The sequence below is a fragment of the Arcobacter sp. ISO1 genome, from assembly GCF_058105185.1.
This window is the reverse complement of sequence record NZ_CM176573.1, coordinates 1,542,711-1,562,770: the sequence shown is the minus strand read 5'-3', so window position 1 is coordinate 1,562,770 and position 20,060 is coordinate 1,542,711. Positions and strand designations below refer to the sequence as shown.

Sequence of the window (20,060 nt, the reverse complement as noted above, 5' to 3'; positions counted from 1 at the left end):
TAGCAAAATAAGTATTTTTTTGCGATTTTTTTCCATTAGAATTGAGGAAATTAAAACAAAGGAAAGATATGCGAAAAATATTATTAACGGCATTTATTCTATTTCAAGCCTCTATGTTTGCTGATGCAAATGTAGCATTCAAAGCTTGTGTAGCCTGTCATGGTGCAAATGGAGAAAAAGTGGCACTTGGTAAAAGTAAAGTAATCAAAGACATGAGTAAAGAAGATTTCATTAAGGCAATGAAAGGTTATAAAGATGGAACTTATGGTGGACAGTTAAAAGGGATGATGAAAGCTCAGGCTGCTAGATTAAGTGATTCTGATATTGAAGCAATTGCAGAGATGATAACAAAATAGAAAGTAGGAAAAAATGGAAGCAGTTAAAAGTAGTGATTTTTCACAAAGACTAAAAAAGGTACTAATCTTAAAAAATATATTTTCAAGTAAAAATGAAGATGAACTTTTCAAAGCTTTTTCAGAATTAGATAGTGGTTTAGAGATTGATAAAACAACTCTTGAATCAGATTTCAATCGATATTTTGTAGGACCAGATGCTCCTATAGCAGCACCATACTCATCGGTGTATATTGATAATACTGATTCACTTATGACAGAAACCACTCAAAAAGTAAGAGAACTTTATGAAATCATGGGCTTTAAGAATGAGTTGAAAAATTCTATTCCTGAAGACTTTTTAGGTTTAGAACTAGATGCTTATTATCAACTACTTTTCATTGAAGAGAAAACTAACTATTTATCTGAGATTAGATGTTATTTTTTATTTGAACATATTAAAGTTTGGATTTACGACTTTATTGAGGCTGTGTTATCAAATAAAAATAATCCTTCTGATGCAATAAATTATATTGTTCAGGAATTAAAATTGTTTTTTGAGAACGAATTTAAATACGAAGGAGATTTAAAATGAATTACGTAAAAGAAAATGTAGACTCAATTTTAAATGATGGAGTAAACAGACGTGGGTTTTTAAAAGGACTGGCTGCCTGTGGTGCATTATCTATGTTTCCAGGTGGAAACTTATTGGCTAATGAGTCTTTAAATACAAAGATTCCTTATTTAGGTAAAAAAAGCTATACAACTTTTAGAAATGCCTGTCCAAGAAACTGTTATGATACTTGCAGTATCAAGACTTTTGTAAAAGATGGTGTAATGCAGTTTATTGAAGGTGCAACAGAATCAACATATACAAGAGGTGGTTGTTGTGTAAAAGGAAACTCTTATGTAAGAAGAGTTTACTCTCCTAAAAGAATCAAATATCCAATGCAACAAGTAGGTGGAAAAGGTTCTGGTTCTTGGAAAAGAATATCTTGGGATGAGGCTATTAGCAAAATTGGTGACAAACTTCTAAGTATGAAAAAAGAAGATGGACATATGCTAGGTGCTGCACTTACAAAATACTCTGGAAACTTTGGTATTACTCACTATGGTGTTGAAGGGATGTTTAGTTCTATTGGATATACAACAAGATTTGGAGGAACTCCATGTTGGCCAGCAGGAATTGATGCACAAAATTTTGATACAGGTAATATGTGGTGTAATGACCCAGAAGAGATGAAAGATAGTAAATACATCATTCTTTGGGGAGTTAATCCAGCTTCAAACTCTGTTCATAGTATGAAATATATTTATGAAGCAAAAAGAAAAGGAGCAAAAGTTATTGTAATTGATCCATTATTTACAGAAACTGCTTCAAAAGTAAATGAATATTATCAAGTTAAAGCTGGAAGTGATGGCTTATTAGCTTTAGCAATGGCAAAAATCATTGTTGAAAATAACTTGCACGACAAAAAATGGCTTAAGAAAAACTCTCACGGATACAATAAATTCGAAGATTATTTAAAAACTATATCTGTAAAAAAAGCTTCTGAAGTAAGTGGCCTTTCAGAAAAAATGATAAAAGAGATTGCATTAGGTTTCGCAAAAGCAGATCCTGCAACAGTATGGATTGGATATGGTATTCAAAGACATACAAATGGTGGTTCTATGGTTAGAGCTATTGATGCTTTAGTTGCAGTTACTGGAAATGTGGGGAAATACGCAGGTGGAGCTAGATATGGACATTTAAATACTTGGGGATTTAATTACAATGCAATGACAAATCCTAAACCAGAAGGTAGTATCGGTTATACAGCATCTAGTGTAACAATGGGTGATATGCATGGTGGTGGAGATGGAGATCATAAAGTTAAATATTCTGATAGATATCTAAATATTAACAAAACAGCAGAAGGTATTTTAACTGCTGCAGATCCAAAAATTAGACTTTTATGGGTTGCTTGTAAAAACCCACTAGCTCAAGATTTTGATAGAAATAAAATCATTAAAGCATTTAATACTGTTGATATGATAGTTGTTGCTGATCAATTCTTTAATGAAACTACAAAATGGGCAGATATTGTTCTTCCTGTTACAACACAGTTTGAAGAGTATGATGTAAATGTATCTTATTGGCACTATTGGTTAAGTTTAAATGAACAAGCAATTAAACCACTTCATGAAGTGAAATCTGACCTTGAAATTGCATCATTATTATCTAAATATATGAATAAAAAAGAGTCAGGTTCTTGTACTTTCCCTCAAAAATATGATAGTAAAAAACTAACTATTAAAGAGTTTAATAAAGGGATTTATGATCAATTTGGAATTAAATCATGGAAAGAATTACAAGATGGTCCAAAAAAAGCTAAAGCAGTAATTCCTTTTGCTGATGGAAAATTTAATACTCCAAGTGGTAAGTTTGAATTCTATTCTGAAAAAGCAGTAGAGTATGGACATACTGCATTACCTGAATATTTAGAAGTTAGAAAACCTTATGATAAATTTAGATTAACAACTCTGCACTCTAGATACTCTTTACATTCACAATTCCAAAATTTGGATTGGATGGAAGATATTCATCCTGAACCATTTGTATATGTAAATCCAGAGGATGCAAATTATAAAAGAATTAAAAATGGAGATACTGTAGCAATATTTAATAAACAAGGTCTTCTAAGAGTTAAAGCAAAAGTTACTGATAATACACCAGTTGGAACATTTATGATGTATGAACAATGGTACAACAATAGTATTTATAATGTAAATGAATTAGTTGATGATACATCTTCTGACATGGGATCATTTAAGACAGGTGCACCTGGAATTGCACTACAAGATACTTATGTAAATATAAGAAAAGTATAAGGAGGAAGTTATGCAAAAAGCTTTTTTAGTAGATAGTGAAAAATGTTTAGGGTGTAATACTTGTGCAATGGCATGTAAAAACCAATATCACCAAGATAAAGGGATATTATGGAGAAAAGTAAGAGAAATTGGCCATGAAGATTATAGAACAGATCAGAATAATATTTTACCTAGTCTAGTATGGTATGCAAAACCTGAAAAAGTAGATGTTCCAGCAGAAAGATACTATGCATCAATTGCATGTAATCACTGTGAAGAACCAGCTTGTGTGGCTATATGTCCTGTACAAGCTCACACAAAAGATCCAGAAACAGGTATTTGTAAACACGATCAAAGTTTATGTATTGGATGTGGTGGTTGTGTAAAAGCATGTCCATTTGGAGCATCTAAATTTAACGAAAGATTAGGAAAAGCAGAAAAATGTAGTATGTGTTGGGAAAGACAAGCTGATGGAAAACTACCTGCTTGTGTTCAATCTTGTCCTGTAGAAGCTATAAAACTTATCGATATTCATGATGAAAAATATGCAAATATAGGAGATAAAAATCCTTTAGGACTTGATTATGCAGTGGAAGCTCATACAAAACCAAGTACAAGATTTATTAAACCAAAAATGCCGGATAATATATATCGATTAGAAGGATGATAAGATAAGGATATATAATGAAAATTATATTCACACTTCTTTTTCTTTTTTTAACATTACTTTTTGGCGAGCAAGACTCGCCAAAAGTATGTCCTATAAATAAAAAAGATTTTAATTACTACGCAAACCAGAAAGTAGATGTTTCAATCCCTTCAGAATTTTCATTAGGAAAAAATGAGATAAAAATAAAATTGAGTGAAACAGATTATCCCTCAGGATATAATGTTGTAGCCTTTATTGATGTTGAAGAGAGTTCATCAAAAATAGAACCTGAAGTAGAAAATGACATTCCAATTACTTCTATAGAATTTTTTGAAAAAGGAAAATATGAATTACTACTAAATGTAAATATCATATATAGAAGTAGCTGAGCAGGGATACAAGTTGCTAGTTTAGCAAGACAAAAATTTTCTGTATCTATTAAGTAAAATATCTAAAATTAAAAGAATAAGCCCTAAGAAATGGGCTTATTTAAAAGTATTATAAATTCACCATTCTTATTAGTTATTACCCTTAAGTTTCTTACAAATTACCTTTTATCATACCCTTCTATCTTTAAATAAAAATTCTTTAGACAATTTTGCATGTTTTACTTCTGTAGTATTCACTTCTAGTAATTTCAGAACAAAAATTACTGATACTACTATCCCTATAAAAATTGAAAGAGACACAACTATTATTTTTTTTGCTAAACCTAAGGTTTCATTATTTTTTTTCATTTTAAGTCCATTTTGTGTGCCAAGCTAAGGGAGGGAGAGAAACTTGGCACGGTTTATATTTTTTGATTTAATTTTAAATATTTTTTTAAGAATAAGCTTAGGGAGTTTCTAAGGCTTAATATAATTAGCAATTGTAAGACCAAAACCACTAATTCCAACAAGTTCCCTTGTTTTACTATTTGAAAGTAAAGATATCTCTTCTATTCCTAGATGACTTAAGATTTGAGCACCTATTCCATACTCTTTTATCTCATGCATATTTTTGGCTTGACTTTCCATAAATATCAAAACCCCACAATGCTCTTTTAAATAAGAGATACTATTCATCAATTCTTCAAATTTTTTTGTAGAAGAAAACAATTCGCAGTCAGGAACAATATTATGAAATTTAACATTTGCACACTCTGTAATATTTCCAAAAGTATATGATATATGATGATTCCCTAAATGGTCTTGAAAATCACTTCTCACAACCTTTTGTCCTAAAAAATCTGTTTCTAATTCATTAGTTTGTTGTATTAATGACTCTTTCATCATTCTATACTCTACAAGATCTGAGATATAAACTATGTTTAAATCATGTTCTTCGCAAAAAACATCTAAATCAGGACGTCTTGCCATTGTCCCATCTTCTTTCATAATTTCACAAATTACAGCTGATTCTCCAGCGCTTGCAAGTTTACATAAATCAACAGAACCTTCTGTATGCCCTGTTCTTACTAATGAGCCACCTTCTTTAGCTATTAAAGGAAAAATATGTCCTGGTCGTACTAATTCTTGTGGTTGAGACATAGGATTTGCTAAAATTTCAATTGTCATATCTCGCTCTGCTGCTGAAATACCAGTCTTAGCATTTACTGCATCAACAGAGATTGTAAAGGCGGTTTCATATGAAGAATTATTTTGCTTAACCATAGGAACTAAAGCTAACCTTGAAGCAGTTTCTTTAGAGACTGCTACACAAATAAGTCCTTTAGCATGAGAAGCCATGAAATTTACTTTTTGAGGGCTTGAGAAATTTGCAGCGTAAACTAAATCACCCTCATTTTCTCTATCTTCATCATCTACCATAACAACCATTTTTCCATCTTGTATATCTTTAATAGCTTGTTGTACTCTATTTAATACAGCTATTGTTCTTTCATTATTGATAATTGCATTCATAATTATTTCCTTTTAATTAAAGCATATGCCCCATTAATTTTCTTTTTGTTTCTAAATAATCTTTATTATGTTTATTAGAAGGCATTACTATAGGCCATCTTTTTATTATATTTACACCTTTTATTGATTCTATTTTTTTTGGATTATTTGTAAGAAGATGAATATTTTCTATTTCATAATATTTTAAAATAAAATCAACTATCTCATAAGTTCTTTCATCACTTTTAAATCCTAATTGATGATTTGCTTGAATAGTATCTAGACCTTCATCTTGTAAAGCATAAGCATTTACTTTATTAAAAAGTCCTATATTCCTTCCCTCTTGTCTAAGATAGATAACCATACCACCTTCATCAGCTATATTTGACAAGGCATAATCTAATTGTTCTCCACAATCACATTTCATTGAACCAAGAGCATCGCCAGTTAAACATTCACTATGAATTCTAACTAATGGAGCTGCGCCAAAAGGTTCTTTAAAAATCACTAAATGTTCTTTTATTCCCTCTTGGAAAGATTGTATTTTTAATTCACCATATTTACTTGGAAGGTTTGCAACATCTGATATATTTATTCTCATCTCTTCTTCCTTTTACACCTTTTAAAAGAATCTTTACTTAAAATTTAAAAACTCTCTTAAAAAGTTGGCTTTACGTTTTTGTAAAGCCTACTTTTTTATTACCATTTAGTATGAGTTAAATCACACTGTATCATTTCACCTCTATGTGCTGGAGTACCTGGTTTTTCAGCAGATTCACATAATAAAGTTGTACCATAATCATTTCTTTTATCATGGGCATTAGTTCTTGCCCAAACAGACACAAGTGCTCTTTCTTCTGGTTTTGCTTCACATTTTCCATCTACTTCAAATGCATGAATTGTATTTTCATGAAGATAAAGAAGTGAATTTTCCATAGCATCACCTGATACCCACATATCTGGCTCATTTTTTGCTCCGGCATCAAATTGAACTCTTCTAAATTTTTCATTTACTTTTACTGTTTTTAATAAAGGATTATCTTCTCTTACAGCAAAGTTTTTAAATTGTTTTGCACAAGCAGGCATTCTCATATTATAATAAATTTCAGGAATAGCATGATTGTGATATGGATATAAAGAATCTACTACTTGAACCGTCATACCAACTTCAGCTCCAACTTTTTCTCCATTAATCTCATCAATTCTTAATAAACCCCAATGACCTAATATTTCTGCATACGCATATCCACCACGAATGTTATAAAAGTTTTTATCATTTCTTTTACTCTCTTCTGCATACATTGGAAACCATCCTGCTGCTGCCCAAAGATTAGGTAGAGAATTAGCACTTACATCATAAGGAAAAGTTTTTGGCATTTGAATTTCATCACCTGTTACCATCTTATTAAAGTTTTTTGAAAACTCTTTTCCTCTTTTTCTTACTTCTTTATTTGTTACTTTTTTATCAAAAAATTCATCAAAAGTCATTCTATTTGCCCATTTAGCAACTGGAGACTTTTCTTGAAGTTCTCCACCTGGATTATAAATCCAGTTTACATCACGTCTTGCAGAGAAACACTCTTTTGCTTTATCAGGATTTTCTAAAATTTGATAAATATTTTTTACCATAGTTTTCATATCTCTTCTATCCATTACACAGATTCTTTTTTTCTGTGTAGTATCATAAACTGCTTCATCAGAATTAAGACATTCACTTACTTCACCATTTGTTAAAGCCAAAGCATAAGCTTTTATATAAGTTAATGTTTCATCCCATAAAATATCTACATATTTTTGATCTTTTTTTGAGTATTTTACAGGTTTTGTTAAACATTTAAACTCTGCATTTTTAATATCTTTTTCATCTAAAAAACTTGGAATCTCTAATGCATTACAGCTTATAAAACTCAATAAAACTATAACTGCACCTAACTTTTTTTTGTATGACATTTTAAATCCTTTTATTATTTAAAAATTAATGTTTTACCAACATCACTTCTTGAATTCAATTTCTTCTACTTTTTAAAAGAATCTTCACTTTCACCTTAAAGATTCTATTAAAAAGTAGACCTTACTTCTTTTAGTAAGGTCTTGAAATAATTAACCTACTGGTTTGTGTTCTACATGTTTTTTATGTAGTTCTTGCTCGTCTTTAATAACGCCATAGTTCTTATACTTTTCTTGAAGTTCAAGCTTTTTTTCTTCCATTTCATAACGATAAATCTCATGCTCAGGTTTATAATAATTTAAAACATTTTTTAAGTTTTTATGTCCAGCATCAAAATGGCATGAGGCACATGAAACTTGCTTATCCGTTCCTTTAAGTTTTGAATAATGGTTGTGCATTTTTTGAGCTTGTTTTGATAATGACACTAAATTTTTATCAAATGCATTTCCATGACACTCTATACACCCAGAATCATACACATAAGAATCTCTATGTTTAAGTTTCTCTATCCAATCTATCTCATCTGGATTTCCAAAGAAATGAATACCAACTTCTAAAACTCCATTTTTTGCTTTTGTATATATGTAGTTAACTAAACTATCATGTGGTAAGTGACAATCTACACATTTTGCACTAGCACCTAATTTTCCTTTACCACCGTGTACATCTTGTTTGTAAGAGATAACCATAGGATCCATTTCATGGCATGAAACACAAAATTTCTCACCACTTGTTTTATGAATTCCATAATAAGTTCCATAAGAAACAGACACACCTACTAAGCCACCTACAAATAATAATCCAATTATAAATAATACTGGTCTCATGGTGTCTCCTTCATCCAAACATTGTTTTCAATCTCTTTTTCATGGCATTCTGCACACATATTTACAGAAGGTTCATGTTCTCTATGACATTCATCACAATAAAGATTTGGTCCATCATGAACTGAGTTATGAGGATTTGCTTTATGTGTGTCCATAAAAGCTAAACGTTCAGCTAAATATACTTTTGTTTTATGACATGATAAACAGGCTTCTTCTCCTGCAGCTTCAAAATGCTCAGGGTCGTTTCCTTGATCAGCATGACAAAAAATGCATTCAAGAGATAGACTTGCATGTACACTCTTTAGTGGATACTTTTCTTTTTGTTCAGGTGTAACAGTTACCATACTCTCTTCATCTTGGGGGAAAGGCAAGCTTTCCCCATCATTTGCTTGTGCAAATACATAAAAAGATAAAAGTAAAATAGACATGCCACCTATTACTTTTACTATTGTTTTCATAATTAGATATTTTCTCCTGCAACCATACCAAATACTAAACAATCAGGAATTGAACAACTTCCAAGTCTACTTGCTCCGTGTGTTCCACCTGTAATCTCACCAGCTGCATATAAACCAGGAATTGGTTTTTTAGTTGCAGCAGAGATAACTTCTGCTTTTGTATTGATTTTTAATCCACCCATTGTATGGTGAAGTTTTGGTACACCTCTTGTTCCATAGAATGGAGCTTTAAGGATTTGTACACCTTCAGTTTTTTCAACTGGTTTACCAAATTCTGTATCTTTATTTGCTTTTACAAATTTATTGTATGCTTCAATTGATGCTTTTAATTCAGCTGCTGGGATTTTATACTCAGCTGCTAATGCGTCAATTGTGTCGAATTTTTTAACAACTCCAGATTTTAAAGCTTTTTCAGCAATTTCTGGGATAATTTTATCAACAGCACTTTGATCACAAATATTAATTGGATATGCATTAGTATCTTTTGTTACTTTGAACATTGCTTGTGCTCTTGTTCTTCTATCTGCAAGCTCATTCATGAATCTCTTACCTGTTTTAGGATTTACTGAAATACCATATCTAAATGTAGCGTTGATATTGAAGTTAGACGCTGCACCAAAACCTTTTTCATCTGGACAAGCCCAAGGACCAAATTGAATCCACGCTAAGTGAATAGGAACTGCACCAAGCTCAAATGCTTTCATCATAACACCTGCAGTTGCACCTGGTTGGTTAGTTGAATCTGTATCAGCAGGAATTCTTGGGTCTTGTTGTTCTCTTAAGAATTTATCTCTACTAAATCCACCTGATGCTAAAATAACACCTTTTTTAGCTTTATAATATTTAACTTTACCAGTTGTGTTTTCAGAATCATCATCGTTAGCTTTTTTATCAAATTTATATTTTTCTCTAACTTGAACTCCAACTACTCTTCCACTATCATCTAATACAAACTCATCAAATCTTGTTCTTTTTTTGATTGTTCCGTTTGAAAGTTTTTGGAAGTGAGAAATCATTGGTAATACAATACCTGAACCACTACCATTTGAAGAAAGGTAAGTTCTAGGAACAGAGTGTCCACCTAAGTGAGAAAGTTTCTCATAGAATTTTGCACCAGCTCTTTCAACTAATTTTAAAGCATCATTTCCTCTTTCACCAATTACTCTTAGTAAATCAGGGTGATTAATATATCTACCTGCTTTCATACTATCTTCCATATAAATGTCGATAGAATCTTTAATACCTTCTTTTTTCTGTTTAGGGTTATTAACAACAGCTAAAAGTCCACCATTAATTACAGAGTTTCCTCCGATTCTTCCCATTTTTTCAACAATAACAACTGATAAACCTTTTTCAGCAGCTGTAATACCAGCTGATAATGCAGCATAACCTGAACCAATTACAACAACATCATACTCTTCATCATATTTAACATCTTTTGAGTCAATCGCCATTGCACTTGCAGCTGTACTTCCAAGTGCTAACATACCAGCACCAACAGCACCCATTCTCATAAAATTACGTCTTGTTATATCACCCATAATAGGTCTCCTTCTAAAAAATTTATAGAAGAATCTTAATACAAATAAGTAATCAAAAAATAACCTTTTAGGGTAAAAAGGTTATTTATTTTAAAAAAAATGAATAATTGTTCAGTTTAAGTAGAATTTAATGTGTACTTTTGATTTTGTATCCACAGCCAGATACATTTTCGATGATGTTATTATATGTTTTTTGACGAATTTTTTTTATTCTCATACGAAGAGCTTCTATACTCATGCTCTTTTCTTGCCAAGCATAACTCTCTATCACAGAATAGTCAACAACTTTATCTATATTAGAGATTAGAAGATGGATAATTTCTCTTTCTAGTCTTGTTAAGTTAATGGTATTTTGATCTTTATCTTTTAATTGTTTACTGTTCTTATCATATATATACCCATTTTCTAAATAAACATGAAAGTTATAAATATCCTTTGTAGCCATAAGTAAAGTTGTTTGTAAATCTTCAATTGAGACTGGTTTTCTTAAATAACTATAAGCACCTTCATTAATACTTTGAGAAATATGTTCTTTGCTATCGTATGAAGTTATAATAATAACGGGTAAGTGTGGAGAAACCTCATGCATAGAGTGAACCATATCTAAACCATTCATTTCTGGTAAATTTATATCTGAAATAACAATATCAGGTTTATACGATTCAAACATCTCGAAGCCTTCAATACCATCTTTTGCAACATCTACACGTTTACAATGCATTCCTAAAGATTGTCTTAATGCAAAAGCTGTCATTTCATCATCTTCTACAATAAGTACATGAATTTGTGAAAGTTTTTTTAAAACTTTTAAATCAATCATTTTCTTCCTTTATTTTTTTAGGGAAACTAAATAAAAAAGTTGTAGGATTATTATAAGATATAACAGTTAAGTTTCCTAATAGTTTATCTCTTGCAATAAGCCTTGACAAGTAAAGACCATTGCCTGTTCCTTTTTCACCTTTTGTTGTTTTAAAGGCCTCAAAAAGAATCTCTTTGATAGTTATATCAATTCCAGGACCACTATCTTGTACTTCTAAATAATATTTCTCTTCTACTTCTTTTATTATAATTTTAATGTATTTTTTTTCAATAGTTTTATCTTCAAGAATAGCATCTCTAGCATTTAATACTAAAGAAGCAATAATTTGTTGAAATTCATTTTTATAGCTACTGCAATTATAATGAGTCTCTTCACTTAGTATTTCTATATTAATTCCTGAGTTTTTCAAATAAGGTTCAAGTATTACTTTTGTATCTTCAATTGCTTCTATTATATCAAAGGATTCTATTTTTCTATTTGGAAGATAGAAGTTTTTAAAAGTATCAATAGTATCTGATAAATAGTGTGCATTTGATATTGCACGATTTAGATTATCTTTAAAAATCTCATCACTTAAACATCCCATCTCTTTAAATTGTAAAATATTACCTATTAATAAAGATATAGAGTTTAAAGGTTGCCGCCATTGGTGGGAAATTGCTCCGATCATCTCTCCTAAATCTGCCATCTTAGTTTGTTGGAATAAAATATCTTCTTGTTCTTTTTTTGCTTTTTTAGCCATCTCTTTCTTAGTAACATCTTCTACAAAAAAGATAACTCCTTTATACTCTTTTTTTGCATCCAATACAGGAATAGAAGTAAAATATAAAAAAACTTTTTTATCTTTTTCAAAAAAATAAAAAGTATTAGTATATGTTTTATGTTTTTCTTTTGTTGCTTTTAATTGTTTACCAATACAATCTGTTATCCAAGGAGGAACTCTTTTAAAAAACTTTATACACTCAAACAAACTATTATCAGAAAGTTCATTTTCTGAAAGATAAAGTAATTTAGAAAACTCATTATTATAATATGTAATTTTATCTTTGTCATCAGCAATCAAACATCCTCTTATATCTGATGAAAGAAAGTGTTTTATTAGATTTTTTGATATTTTTAATTTTTCATCACTTCGTTTTTGACTTCTATCATAAAATAGGTTTAGCCACAAAAAGATAATTAAACTAATACCATATATTATAAGGTTAATTTTTAATTGAAAATCAACTCTTTCATAAACTTTTTCTTTATTTAACTCAGAGACAAGATACCAATTACCATATTTTATAAATCCTTGAGAAAAAATACTATTCTTTGTAACAGTTAAATAACCTTCTTTATCAATTCTTTGATTAAACTTCTTGAATCGTTTCTCTTTGTCTTTATGTACTAAGATTTTTTTATTTTTATCAAGTAAAAAGACATTCCCATCATAGGGTAAAGATATCTTTAAAATTTCTTTTTCTATGTACTCTAAAGGAAGAATTCCACAAACTACTCCTGTTTGACCTCTTTTTGATTTTGTAGTACTACAAACTGCCACTACTAAAGTATCAATTATTGATGAGACATAGGGGTTAGTAATTGTGATATCTTCATTTCTAATAGTCTCACGATACCAAGGCATTGATATAGTGTTATAAGTAAGAGGTTTTATAATCGTTCGACTAGATATAATTGTATTATCTTCATATCCAACAAACATGTAGGGAAAGCCTGCTACAGAGGAACCATGTTGCAATAAATTTCCAATGCTGTATTTATCTTGATTATGGTCCATATTTGCAATAAGTGTTTCTACATTTTTTACTGCATTAATTTTTTCATCTGTCCATTTAACAATTTGTTTAGAGGCATTACTAATTGCATTTACTTGTAAATCATTTATTGCATTTTTTAAAATATAAAGATTAATAAAATAATTTGCAAGTACTAATATAAGAAAAAGCATAATAACAAATAAGATAAACCAATTACGTTTTGACAAAAGAAAGCCTTTTATTATAAACATACGCGCATTATATCTTTTCATTAATTTTATATATCTGAAAAGAAAAGTTATTTTTCAGTCATTTTAGCTTGATATACTTACAAAATTGAAAAAAAGTTTTCTTAATCTTTTTTTCTTAATCATTCATTAAAGAAGTTTTTGTATAGTTTCTGTTTAGAAACTTAGTATGTTTTAGTACAAGTAAGAAAGGTAAATTATCGTAATGTTTAAAAAAAGGAATTTCCTATACCTTTTTATTATCTTTTTGATCATAACAATATCTGCAATACAATTTTTACAGATAAAAGAAGATCAAGAAAAGAAAATAATACAATCACTAAAAAAGCAATCTTTTGAATTAGATAAATGGTTGTTAAAAAAGAAAATTTCTCTTGAGAAATTGTCAAAAAATTTAGGAAATATAGATTATGACAAAGAAACTTATTTAGAATTAATGAAGAAAACAAATAAAAAAATGGGTACGAATAGTATTTTTAGTGGTTTTCAAAATGGAGAATACATTGATACCCAAGGTTATTGGATAGATAATTTTGACCCAAGAAAAAGACCTTGGTATATAGAAACTTTACAAAACAAAGAAACCACTTTTTCTGGTCCAATGTTTTATAATGATATTAGTGGACAAAAAATTGTATGGTGGGCAATTTCATCAGCTCTTTTAAAAAACAATAAATCTTTTGGGGTAGTCAGTAGTGAAATACTTCCAGATATGATAATTAAACATTTAAAAGATGTTCAATTAGATGACTTAGAACAACTTTTTTTATTCCATAAAAAAACAGGAATAATAATATCCGCAATTAATAGAGACCTAGAATTAAAACATGTTCAAGATATATTTTCTGTAAGAATTTTTGAAAAACTTTCAAAAACAAAAGAAACAAAAATAAAATTTAATAATAAAAATCAATCCAAAATAGCCTATAAATCTCATATAACAGAAGCCCCTTGGATACTTTGTATTATCAAATAAATTGCAGTTTTATTTAGAATGGACCACTTTTATATAAAAGTGGTCCTTGAACTTATTTATGTAAAGACTGAGCTACAATAGACAAGAACTCATCTTTTGTTTTTTTCTCTTTTTTAAATAAACCTCTAAGTGCTGAAGTTACTGTTGTTGAACAAATCTTTTCAACACCTCTCATCTCCATACACATATGTCTAGCATCTATCATAACTGCTACACCTTTTGGTTTTAATGCATCATTTAATGCATCACAAATTTGTTCAGTCATCTGTTCTTGAATTTGTAATCTTCTTGCAAAGACATCAACAACCCTTGGTATTTTACTAAGTCCAACAACTTTTCCATTTGGTATATAAGCTATGTGTGCTTTACCAATTATTGGTAAGATATGATGCTCACACATTGAATAAAACTCAATATCTTTTATAACAACCATCTCATCATTTGAACTTGTAAATAATGCTGAATTTATAATTTCAATTGGATCTTGCTTATATCCACCACACATAAACTCAAAAGCTTTTCTAACACGACTTGGTGTTTTCTCAAGACCTTCTCTATTTACGTCTTCTCCAATATATTCTAAAATATTTTTAACTGAATTTTCAAACTCTAACTCATTACTCATATATATTCCTCTTAAGACTTTAACATATCACTCATACTCCATAATGGGACAAAAATAGCTAAGATAATCCAAACAATAAGTGCCATTATGATTATGAAAAATAGAGGTTCTATTAAAGTAGAAAAAAACTTCAATTTATCTTCAAATCGTCTTTTATAAATAATCTTAATCTCGCTAACAACAATATCAAGAGAACTACTAGCCTCTGCACTGTTTATTAGATTTAAAATAATATCATCAAATAGATTTGAAGACTCAAATGCAAGTTTTACACTCTTTCCACTTTTTAGCAGATTTTCTATTTTGGTAATCTTATCAAAAAGATGTTGATTATTGATTAAAGTCTTAGCTTTTATAAAGGCATCAAGAAATTCATACTTACTTTTTAACAATATATCTAAGACAACAAAAAATGTATACAGATTTTTGTATTTGTATAAAGAGCTTATTATATAAAGATTTTCAACTATAATCTTATCTATAAAGACTCTTACTCTTTTTTCTTTTTTATAAAAAAGAAAACTTGATACAAAAAAAGCAATTAACATAAAAACAATTAAAAATAAATAGTTTTCAAAGATATCTTTGACAAATAATAAAGACCTTGTAGCCAAGGGTAATTGTCCTTTTGCATTATTAAATATAGATTCAAAATTTGGAACAACAAATTTAAAAATACCAATCAAGGCAGAGAAAAAAGTTATCAATAAAATAAAAGGATAGGTCATTGCTTTTTTAAAATCTTTTTTTATTTGTATGTTTTCACTTATAATATCACTCAAAAAAGTGAGGTTTTCTTTTGTATTACCGCTATCTTGAATTATTTTAAACATCGATTTTATTAGTGGATTTATTTTAAACCTATCTATACTTGTATAAATATCTGAAGAGTTTGAAAAAGAGTTTTTTAGACTCTTTAAAAAATCACTAATATGTTGTTTCTTTTCATTTTTTATTAAAATATCAAAGGCATCATCAAGCAAAATCTTTGAATTTAACATCATACTTAATTCATAAAGTGAATTTCTAATTTGATTATCTGTAATCTTTTCTTCAAATTTAAATTCAAAGCTAGACTTTTTTATCTCTATTATGTTTGAGGGTAACTCTTCAAGTTCTAAGTTATTAGTTTCTATAGTTTTTGATTTTAATTTACCATTATCTTGATAAACAATTTTATACTTTTTCAACTACTTTATATACCTCAGATATTGTAGTTATACCCTCTTTAACTTTTTGTTTCCCATCATCAAGCAATGTTTTAAATGGAACTTTTGATAAATAGTCTTTCATATTCTCATTTTTTATAATATAAGGTGAAAGGTTTTTATCATTTTTTAAAACTTCTCCTAAAGAGCTTCTTCCTAAAAAACCAGTAAAGTTACACTTTTCGCAACCTTTTTTTAAACAATTTTGACAAATATTTAAAACTAATCTTTGGGAGATTATGTATTTAAGAGTATTTGCTAAAAGATATCTATCAGCTTTTAAGTCAATTAGTCTATTTATAGTTTCAAAAGAGTTATTTGCATGAATTGAGGCTAATACTAAATGCCCAGTTAAAGATGCTTGTAATGCAATATTCAATGAAGTCTTATCTCTAATCTCCCCTATTAATATAATATCAGGGTCTTGTCTTAATATATTTTTTAATACTGTTTCATATCCCAATTCAATCTCATTATTAACCTCAATTTGTTGTATAGATTCTAATTTATACTCAACAGGATCTTCTATTGTAATAACTTTCTTTTTTGAAGAGGAAAGTCTTTTTAATAATGAGTATAATGTTGTACTTTTACCACTTCCTGTTGGTCCTGTTATTAAAACTAATCCTTGTCTTAGATTTTCAATTTCATTAAAAGAATCTATAATATCATTGGAAAACCCTAATTTTTCTATATCTTTTTCAACTGTATTATTATCTAAAATTCTAATTACAATTGACTCTCCACTTATAATTGGCATTGTAGAGACTCTAAAATCATATTTTTTATCATTAATTTCAAAGGAAAATCTTCCATCCATAGGAGTTCTAAAGTTAGTAATATCTAGCTTAGAAATCATTTTGATGTATGAGCTTAAAACCTTTGAAAAAGATTTGCAAAAAGTATAAAAAACTTTTAATGTCCCATCAATTCTAAACCTGATTTCTATAGAGTTTTCCTTACTTTCAATATGTATATCACTGGCTCTATTTAAAATAGATTTTTCTAAAAGTACTTGAAAAAAGAACTTTATATGATTTAAATCATTTTCAAAATTCTGTATTGCTTTTTTTGATAAGTCAAATAATTTCATTCTAGCATCTAAATCATTTAGAAAAAAAAGAATCTCATGTTTACTTATTAATTTTTTCCTAAATATATGGGAAATTGTTAATAAATCAATATTTGACTCCTTGCAATAATAACAATAAAAATAGATTCCATCTTTTTTTACGGGAATAATTAAACTGTCTATTAATAATTTTTTATCAAATAATTTTAGATATTCATAGTCAATATTTTCAAAACTCATATTAATTTTTCTCTTGTAAATTTAAACTTATTTTTTTAAACTTATTTTCCATAAGAACACTTGTTTTATTAATTTTTTTAATCTCAAATCTTTCTATACTGTCATTTAAACTAAACCATTTATTGTTTATAAAAGCTTTTTGACCAATAATTGCTTTTAACTTATAAACTTGTTTTTTCTTCTCCTTTAACTTTTCAAGTTCTTTGTTTAAATCTATTTCTTTTTTTTTGTAAAACTTTTTAAAATCAATGGATACTTTTAAATTTTCATCACTCATTTGAAAACTTTTTATCTTAGAAAAGGAATTATATTTTTCTAAATAGATTAGTAAACTTAATCTATTTTTCAAATCACTATTTGCAATAAAATCCAAACTACTGTCCCCTTTTGTAATTTTGTTTAGATATATCTCATTTTCAAAGGCAAAGTTTTCAATATCTTTTAATACATCTATTAATTTCATCTTCATTTTAATTTTCTCTATATTTACAAGTGTGGGCTTTCTATCTATTGTATTTTTAATCTCAAAAAAATATAAATAAATTAAACAAAATATTGCAAATGGAAACAAAAAAAGCAAAACCTTTGTTCTTAAAGATAAAAGCTCAAAACTATTTTCTATTGATTTTAAATATTGCATTGGCTAAATAAACCTTTCTTTGAGAATCGTAAGTTATATCTTCTACTTTTGCTTTTTCTAAATTTCTAAAAAAGGTATAAAGGTCTTGTTTTTTTGATGATTCAAGCTCTAAAAGAAGTTTTGAATTAACAAGACTTACTTTTAAAACCTTTACTAAATGTTCTTTACTTAAAAGAAAAATATCAATAAGCTCTTTACTTACAAAATAAAACTGTGAATTAACCTCAATTTTTTTAGTATTTATTTTTATCTTTTCTAAAATATTTTTATTATCATTTTTTGAGAAATCTAATATATAAAATCCTAAGCAAAGAGTAAAAAAATAGATAAGAAAAAATTTAAGAAAATGTGACTTTTTAATTTTTAGAAACTGGTGTTTATTTTTCTTTGTAAATTTAAGTTGAGAATTTATTTGAAGATTTTCAATTTTTAGTATCTTTTCTAGAAAATCTTTTACTTCCTCTTTTGTATTTGCTTTATCAATTTTTTGACAAAAATATAATCGCTTATTTTTAAAAACCAAAGCTAAATTCTCATAAAAAAATAGCTCTATGTGTTTAGTAGAATCTAAAAAAAAATATTTGGGTATTTGTGATTTGAAATGAATTACTTGGTATATATTTAAAGCTTCTATGAATGAATTATATAAAAAACTACTCTTGTCATAATTTAAAGAGGAATTTTTTATATGATTTCTAATATATTTATCTAAAAAATTTGAGCTTATCTCTTCATTTGATTTTATTTCTATTAGTTCGATAATAATACCCTATTTATATAATAAGGTATTTTATTATTTATTACTTTATTTTCTAATTAAATAAATATATTTTTATATTATTTTTAGAAAGTTACATCGTATCCTAGTTCTTTAAGACCTTGTTTATCTTTTGTCCAGCCTTTTTTAATAGAGACAAATAATTCTAAATAACACTTTCTTCCTGTTAATCTTTCTATTTTTTGTCTTGCATCTTTTCCAATTCTTTTGATTGCACTTCCACCTTTCCCTACAATCATACCTTTTTGCGTTCCTTTTTGAACGATAATTGTTGCATTAACGACATCAATATCTTTTTTCTCTTCTACTTTATTTATTTTAACATCTGTTTCATATGGTATTTCATCGGAAATATTCTCAAAAATTGATTCTCTAATAAATTCTTTAAAGATATCTCTCATATGTTCCGTTGTTAAAATTTCTGGATCATATAAATAAGGATGCTCTGGAAGATATTTTACAACAACATCTAAAATATCATTATGGGTAGTTTGTTTTTTAATTGATACAGGGATGATTGCCTCATATTTATCAGTATGTATTTCATACTCTTTTATTTTTTCTAAAACTTCATTATTCCCCACATTATCAATCTTTGTTAAAAGTAAAATATGCTTTGTATTTTTTTTGTTTTTTTCTAAAAAATTTTCATAATGGGTTAATTTATCAGTAACAGGAGCTAAAAATAAAATCAAATCACAATCACCAATTGCTTTTAAAGCCTCATCAAGCATAAATTGATTCAATAGCTTTTCTGTTTCGTGTAAACCAGGAGTATCTACAAATATAATCTGATCCTCTTTATGCATCACAATTATATTAGATCTTTTTCTAGTAGCATTTGCTTTATGGGAAACTAAAGCAATTTTTTCACCAACTAACCAATTTAATAGTGAACTTTTACCTGCATTAGGTCGACCTACAACTGAAACATAACCACATTTACTCATACAATTCCTTCAAACATTTTAATTAAGTGATTATATCTAAAATTTTCTGCTTATCTTCTTCTGTATGAAAGAGATTCAAGTAAATGTTTTTTTTGTATATTTGTAGACTCTTCCAAATCTGCTATTGTGCGACTAACTTTTAATAATTTGTTTATACTTCTAAAGGATAAATTTAAATTAATCCTTGCTTTTTCCAAAACCTCCTTTGTTTGAGAATCTAAAATACAATATTTTGTAATCTCTTCATCACTTAGTTTC

General features: G+C 28.2%; 22 protein-coding genes. 6 read left to right on the top strand and 16 right to left on the bottom strand.

Features of this window, described 5'->3' with window-relative positions:
• Positions 1-68 precede the first annotated feature (68 nt).
• The 5 genes from AC2TY9_RS07730 to AC2TY9_RS07710 are packed head-to-tail and all read left to right on the top strand — an operon-like array spanning position 69 to position 4,220.
• Entirely contained in the window at positions 69-356 is a 288-nt protein-coding gene (locus tag AC2TY9_RS07730) for a c-type cytochrome (RefSeq protein ID WP_489780369.1), read from the top strand.
• A 13-nt stretch (positions 357-369) separates the two neighbouring features.
• On the top strand, positions 370-927 hold the full coding sequence (locus AC2TY9_RS07725) for a TorD/DmsD family molecular chaperone (RefSeq protein WP_489780368.1): 558 nt from the start codon (positions 370-372) through the stop codon (positions 925-927).
• Positions 924-3,203, top strand: a complete 2,280-nt coding sequence (locus AC2TY9_RS07720) for a molybdopterin-dependent oxidoreductase (protein WP_489780367.1) — start codon at positions 924-926, stop codon at positions 3,201-3,203. Before AC2TY9_RS07725 ends, AC2TY9_RS07720 begins: the two co-directional genes overlap by 4 nt.
• Before the next feature lie 10 nt (positions 3,204-3,213).
• A complete protein-coding gene (locus AC2TY9_RS07715) occupies positions 3,214-3,849 on the top strand; it encodes a 4Fe-4S dicluster domain-containing protein (protein WP_489780366.1) in 636 nt (211 codons plus the stop codon).
• A gap of 17 nt (positions 3,850-3,866) precedes the next feature.
• Positions 3,867-4,220, top strand: coding sequence for a hypothetical protein (locus AC2TY9_RS07710; RefSeq protein ID WP_489780365.1), 354 nt, complete (start codon positions 3,867-3,869; stop codon positions 4,218-4,220).
• A gap of 168 nt (positions 4,221-4,388) precedes the next feature.
• Here the strand turns inward: AC2TY9_RS07710 and AC2TY9_RS07705 are convergent, their stop codons facing one another.
• The 9 genes from AC2TY9_RS07705 to AC2TY9_RS07665 form a co-directional block, all read right to left on the bottom strand.
• Positions 4,389-4,568: a hypothetical protein gene (locus AC2TY9_RS07705; RefSeq protein WP_489780364.1), complete on the bottom strand. Its 180-nt coding sequence runs from the start codon at positions 4,566-4,568 to the stop codon at positions 4,389-4,391.
• Positions 4,569-4,676: 108 nt separating this feature from the next.
• The gene (locus AC2TY9_RS07700; protein WP_489780363.1) at positions 4,677-5,732 is read right to left on the bottom strand and encodes a bifunctional 3,4-dihydroxy-2-butanone 4-phosphate synthase/GTP cyclohydrolase II; all 1,056 of its coding nucleotides are present in this window, start codon (positions 5,730-5,732) and stop codon (positions 4,677-4,679) included.
• A gap of 16 nt (positions 5,733-5,748) precedes the next feature.
• Complete coding sequence (ribA, locus tag AC2TY9_RS07695) at positions 5,749-6,312, bottom strand: GTP cyclohydrolase II (protein WP_489780362.1); 564 nt, start codon at positions 6,310-6,312, stop codon at positions 5,749-5,751.
• 98 nt (positions 6,313-6,410) lie between these two features.
• Positions 6,411-7,661 (bottom strand): dimethylsulfoniopropionate lyase DddY, encoded by a 1,251-nt coding sequence (gene dddY, locus AC2TY9_RS07690; RefSeq protein ID WP_489780361.1) that lies wholly within the window; start codon positions 7,659-7,661, stop codon positions 6,411-6,413.
• 150 nt (positions 7,662-7,811) lie between these two features.
• The gene (locus tag AC2TY9_RS07685) at positions 7,812-8,486 is read right to left on the bottom strand and encodes a cytochrome c3 family protein (RefSeq protein ID WP_489780360.1); all 675 of its coding nucleotides are present in this window, start codon (positions 8,484-8,486) and stop codon (positions 7,812-7,814) included.
• Positions 8,483-8,944: a cytochrome c3 family protein gene (locus AC2TY9_RS07680; RefSeq protein WP_489780359.1), complete on the bottom strand. Its 462-nt coding sequence runs from the start codon at positions 8,942-8,944 to the stop codon at positions 8,483-8,485. The genes AC2TY9_RS07685 and AC2TY9_RS07680 overlap by 4 nt, the downstream gene beginning before the upstream one ends.
• A gap of 2 nt (positions 8,945-8,946) precedes the next feature.
• Positions 8,947-10,485 carry a flavocytochrome c gene (locus tag AC2TY9_RS07675; RefSeq protein WP_489780358.1) on the bottom strand — a complete coding sequence of 513 codons (1,539 nt, stop codon included), beginning with the start codon at positions 10,483-10,485 and terminating at the stop codon, positions 8,947-8,949.
• A 127-nt stretch (positions 10,486-10,612) separates the two neighbouring features.
• Complete coding sequence (locus tag AC2TY9_RS07670) at positions 10,613-11,305, bottom strand: response regulator transcription factor (protein ID WP_489780357.1); 693 nt, start codon at positions 11,303-11,305, stop codon at positions 10,613-10,615.
• Positions 11,298-13,292, bottom strand: a complete 1,995-nt coding sequence (locus AC2TY9_RS07665) for a cache domain-containing protein (RefSeq protein WP_489780356.1) — start codon at positions 13,290-13,292, stop codon at positions 11,298-11,300. Before AC2TY9_RS07665 ends, AC2TY9_RS07670 begins: the two co-directional genes overlap by 8 nt.
• Positions 13,293-13,518: 226 nt before the next feature.
• On the opposite strand from AC2TY9_RS07665, the gene AC2TY9_RS07660 reads away from it, so the two are divergent.
• Entirely contained in the window at positions 13,519-14,289 is a 771-nt protein-coding gene (locus AC2TY9_RS07660; protein ID WP_489780355.1) for a PDC sensor domain-containing protein, read from the top strand.
• A gap of 52 nt (positions 14,290-14,341) precedes the next feature.
• Here AC2TY9_RS07660 and folE read toward each other — a convergent pair whose 3' ends face one another.
• From folE to AC2TY9_RS07625, 7 genes are all read right to left on the bottom strand, one after another.
• Entirely contained in the window at positions 14,342-14,914 is a 573-nt protein-coding gene (gene folE, locus AC2TY9_RS07655) for a GTP cyclohydrolase I FolE (RefSeq protein WP_489780354.1), read from the bottom strand.
• Between the two features lie 11 nt (positions 14,915-14,925).
• On the bottom strand, positions 14,926-16,104 hold the full coding sequence (locus AC2TY9_RS07650; RefSeq protein ID WP_489780353.1) for a type II secretion system F family protein: 1,179 nt from the start codon (positions 16,102-16,104) through the stop codon (positions 14,926-14,928).
• Positions 16,091-17,434 (bottom strand): GspE/PulE family protein, encoded by a 1,344-nt coding sequence (locus tag AC2TY9_RS07645; protein ID WP_489780352.1) that lies wholly within the window; start codon positions 17,432-17,434, stop codon positions 16,091-16,093. The genes AC2TY9_RS07650 and AC2TY9_RS07645 overlap by 14 nt, the downstream gene beginning before the upstream one ends.
• Before the next feature lies 1 nt (position 17,435).
• Positions 17,436-18,074 (bottom strand): hypothetical protein, encoded by a 639-nt coding sequence (locus tag AC2TY9_RS07640; protein WP_489780351.1) that lies wholly within the window; start codon positions 18,072-18,074, stop codon positions 17,436-17,438.
• On the bottom strand, positions 18,046-18,597 hold the full coding sequence (locus AC2TY9_RS07635; RefSeq protein WP_489780350.1) for a hypothetical protein: 552 nt from the start codon (positions 18,595-18,597) through the stop codon (positions 18,046-18,048). Before AC2TY9_RS07635 ends, AC2TY9_RS07640 begins: the two co-directional genes overlap by 29 nt.
• Positions 18,598-18,917: 320 nt before the next feature.
• A complete protein-coding gene (gene era, locus AC2TY9_RS07630) occupies positions 18,918-19,802 on the bottom strand; it encodes a GTPase Era (protein WP_489780349.1) in 885 nt (294 codons plus the stop codon).
• Between the two features lie 50 nt (positions 19,803-19,852).
• Positions 19,853-20,026 (bottom strand): magnesium chelatase subunit ChlI family protein, encoded by a 174-nt coding sequence (locus AC2TY9_RS07625; protein ID WP_489780411.1) that lies wholly within the window; start codon positions 20,024-20,026, stop codon positions 19,853-19,855.
• Between the last annotated feature and the right edge of the window lie 34 nt (positions 20,027-20,060).

Coding starts and splice junctions, on each gene's coding strand:
- AC2TY9_RS07720 (WP_489780367.1), top strand. CDS start 924: ATGAATTACGTAAAAGAAAATGTAGACTCAATTTTAAATGATGGAGTA.
- ribA (WP_489780362.1), bottom strand. CDS start 6,312: ATGAGAATAAATATATCAGATGTTGCAAACCTTCCAAGTAAATATGGT.
- AC2TY9_RS07730 (WP_489780369.1), top strand. CDS start 69: ATGCGAAAAATATTATTAACGGCATTTATTCTATTTCAAGCCTCTATG.
- AC2TY9_RS07645 (WP_489780352.1), bottom strand. CDS start 17,434: ATGAGTTTTGAAAATATTGACTATGAATATCTAAAATTATTTGATAAA.
- folE (WP_489780354.1), bottom strand. CDS start 14,914: ATGAGTAATGAGTTAGAGTTTGAAAATTCAGTTAAAAATATTTTAGAA.
- dddY (WP_489780361.1), bottom strand. CDS start 7,661: ATGTCATACAAAAAAAAGTTAGGTGCAGTTATAGTTTTATTGAGTTTT.
- era (WP_489780349.1), bottom strand. CDS start 19,802: ATGAGTAAATGTGGTTATGTTTCAGTTGTAGGTCGACCTAATGCAGGT.
- AC2TY9_RS07675 (WP_489780358.1), bottom strand. CDS start 10,485: ATGGGTGATATAACAAGACGTAATTTTATGAGAATGGGTGCTGTTGGT.
- AC2TY9_RS07670 (WP_489780357.1), bottom strand. CDS start 11,305: ATGATTGATTTAAAAGTTTTAAAAAAACTTTCACAAATTCATGTACTT.
- AC2TY9_RS07725 (WP_489780368.1), top strand. CDS start 370: ATGGAAGCAGTTAAAAGTAGTGATTTTTCACAAAGACTAAAAAAGGTA.
- AC2TY9_RS07715 (WP_489780366.1), top strand. CDS start 3,214: ATGCAAAAAGCTTTTTTAGTAGATAGTGAAAAATGTTTAGGGTGTAAT.
- AC2TY9_RS07640 (WP_489780351.1), bottom strand. CDS start 18,074: ATGCAATATTTAAAATCAATAGAAAATAGTTTTGAGCTTTTATCTTTA.
- AC2TY9_RS07680 (WP_489780359.1), bottom strand. CDS start 8,944: ATGAAAACAATAGTAAAAGTAATAGGTGGCATGTCTATTTTACTTTTA.
- AC2TY9_RS07705 (WP_489780364.1), bottom strand. CDS start 4,568: ATGAAAAAAAATAATGAAACCTTAGGTTTAGCAAAAAAAATAATAGTT.
- AC2TY9_RS07660 (WP_489780355.1), top strand. CDS start 13,519: ATGTTTAAAAAAAGGAATTTCCTATACCTTTTTATTATCTTTTTGATC.
- AC2TY9_RS07700 (WP_489780363.1), bottom strand. CDS start 5,732: ATGAATGCAATTATCAATAATGAAAGAACAATAGCTGTATTAAATAGA.
- AC2TY9_RS07685 (WP_489780360.1), bottom strand. CDS start 8,486: ATGAGACCAGTATTATTTATAATTGGATTATTATTTGTAGGTGGCTTA.
- AC2TY9_RS07710 (WP_489780365.1), top strand. CDS start 3,867: ATGAAAATTATATTCACACTTCTTTTTCTTTTTTTAACATTACTTTTT.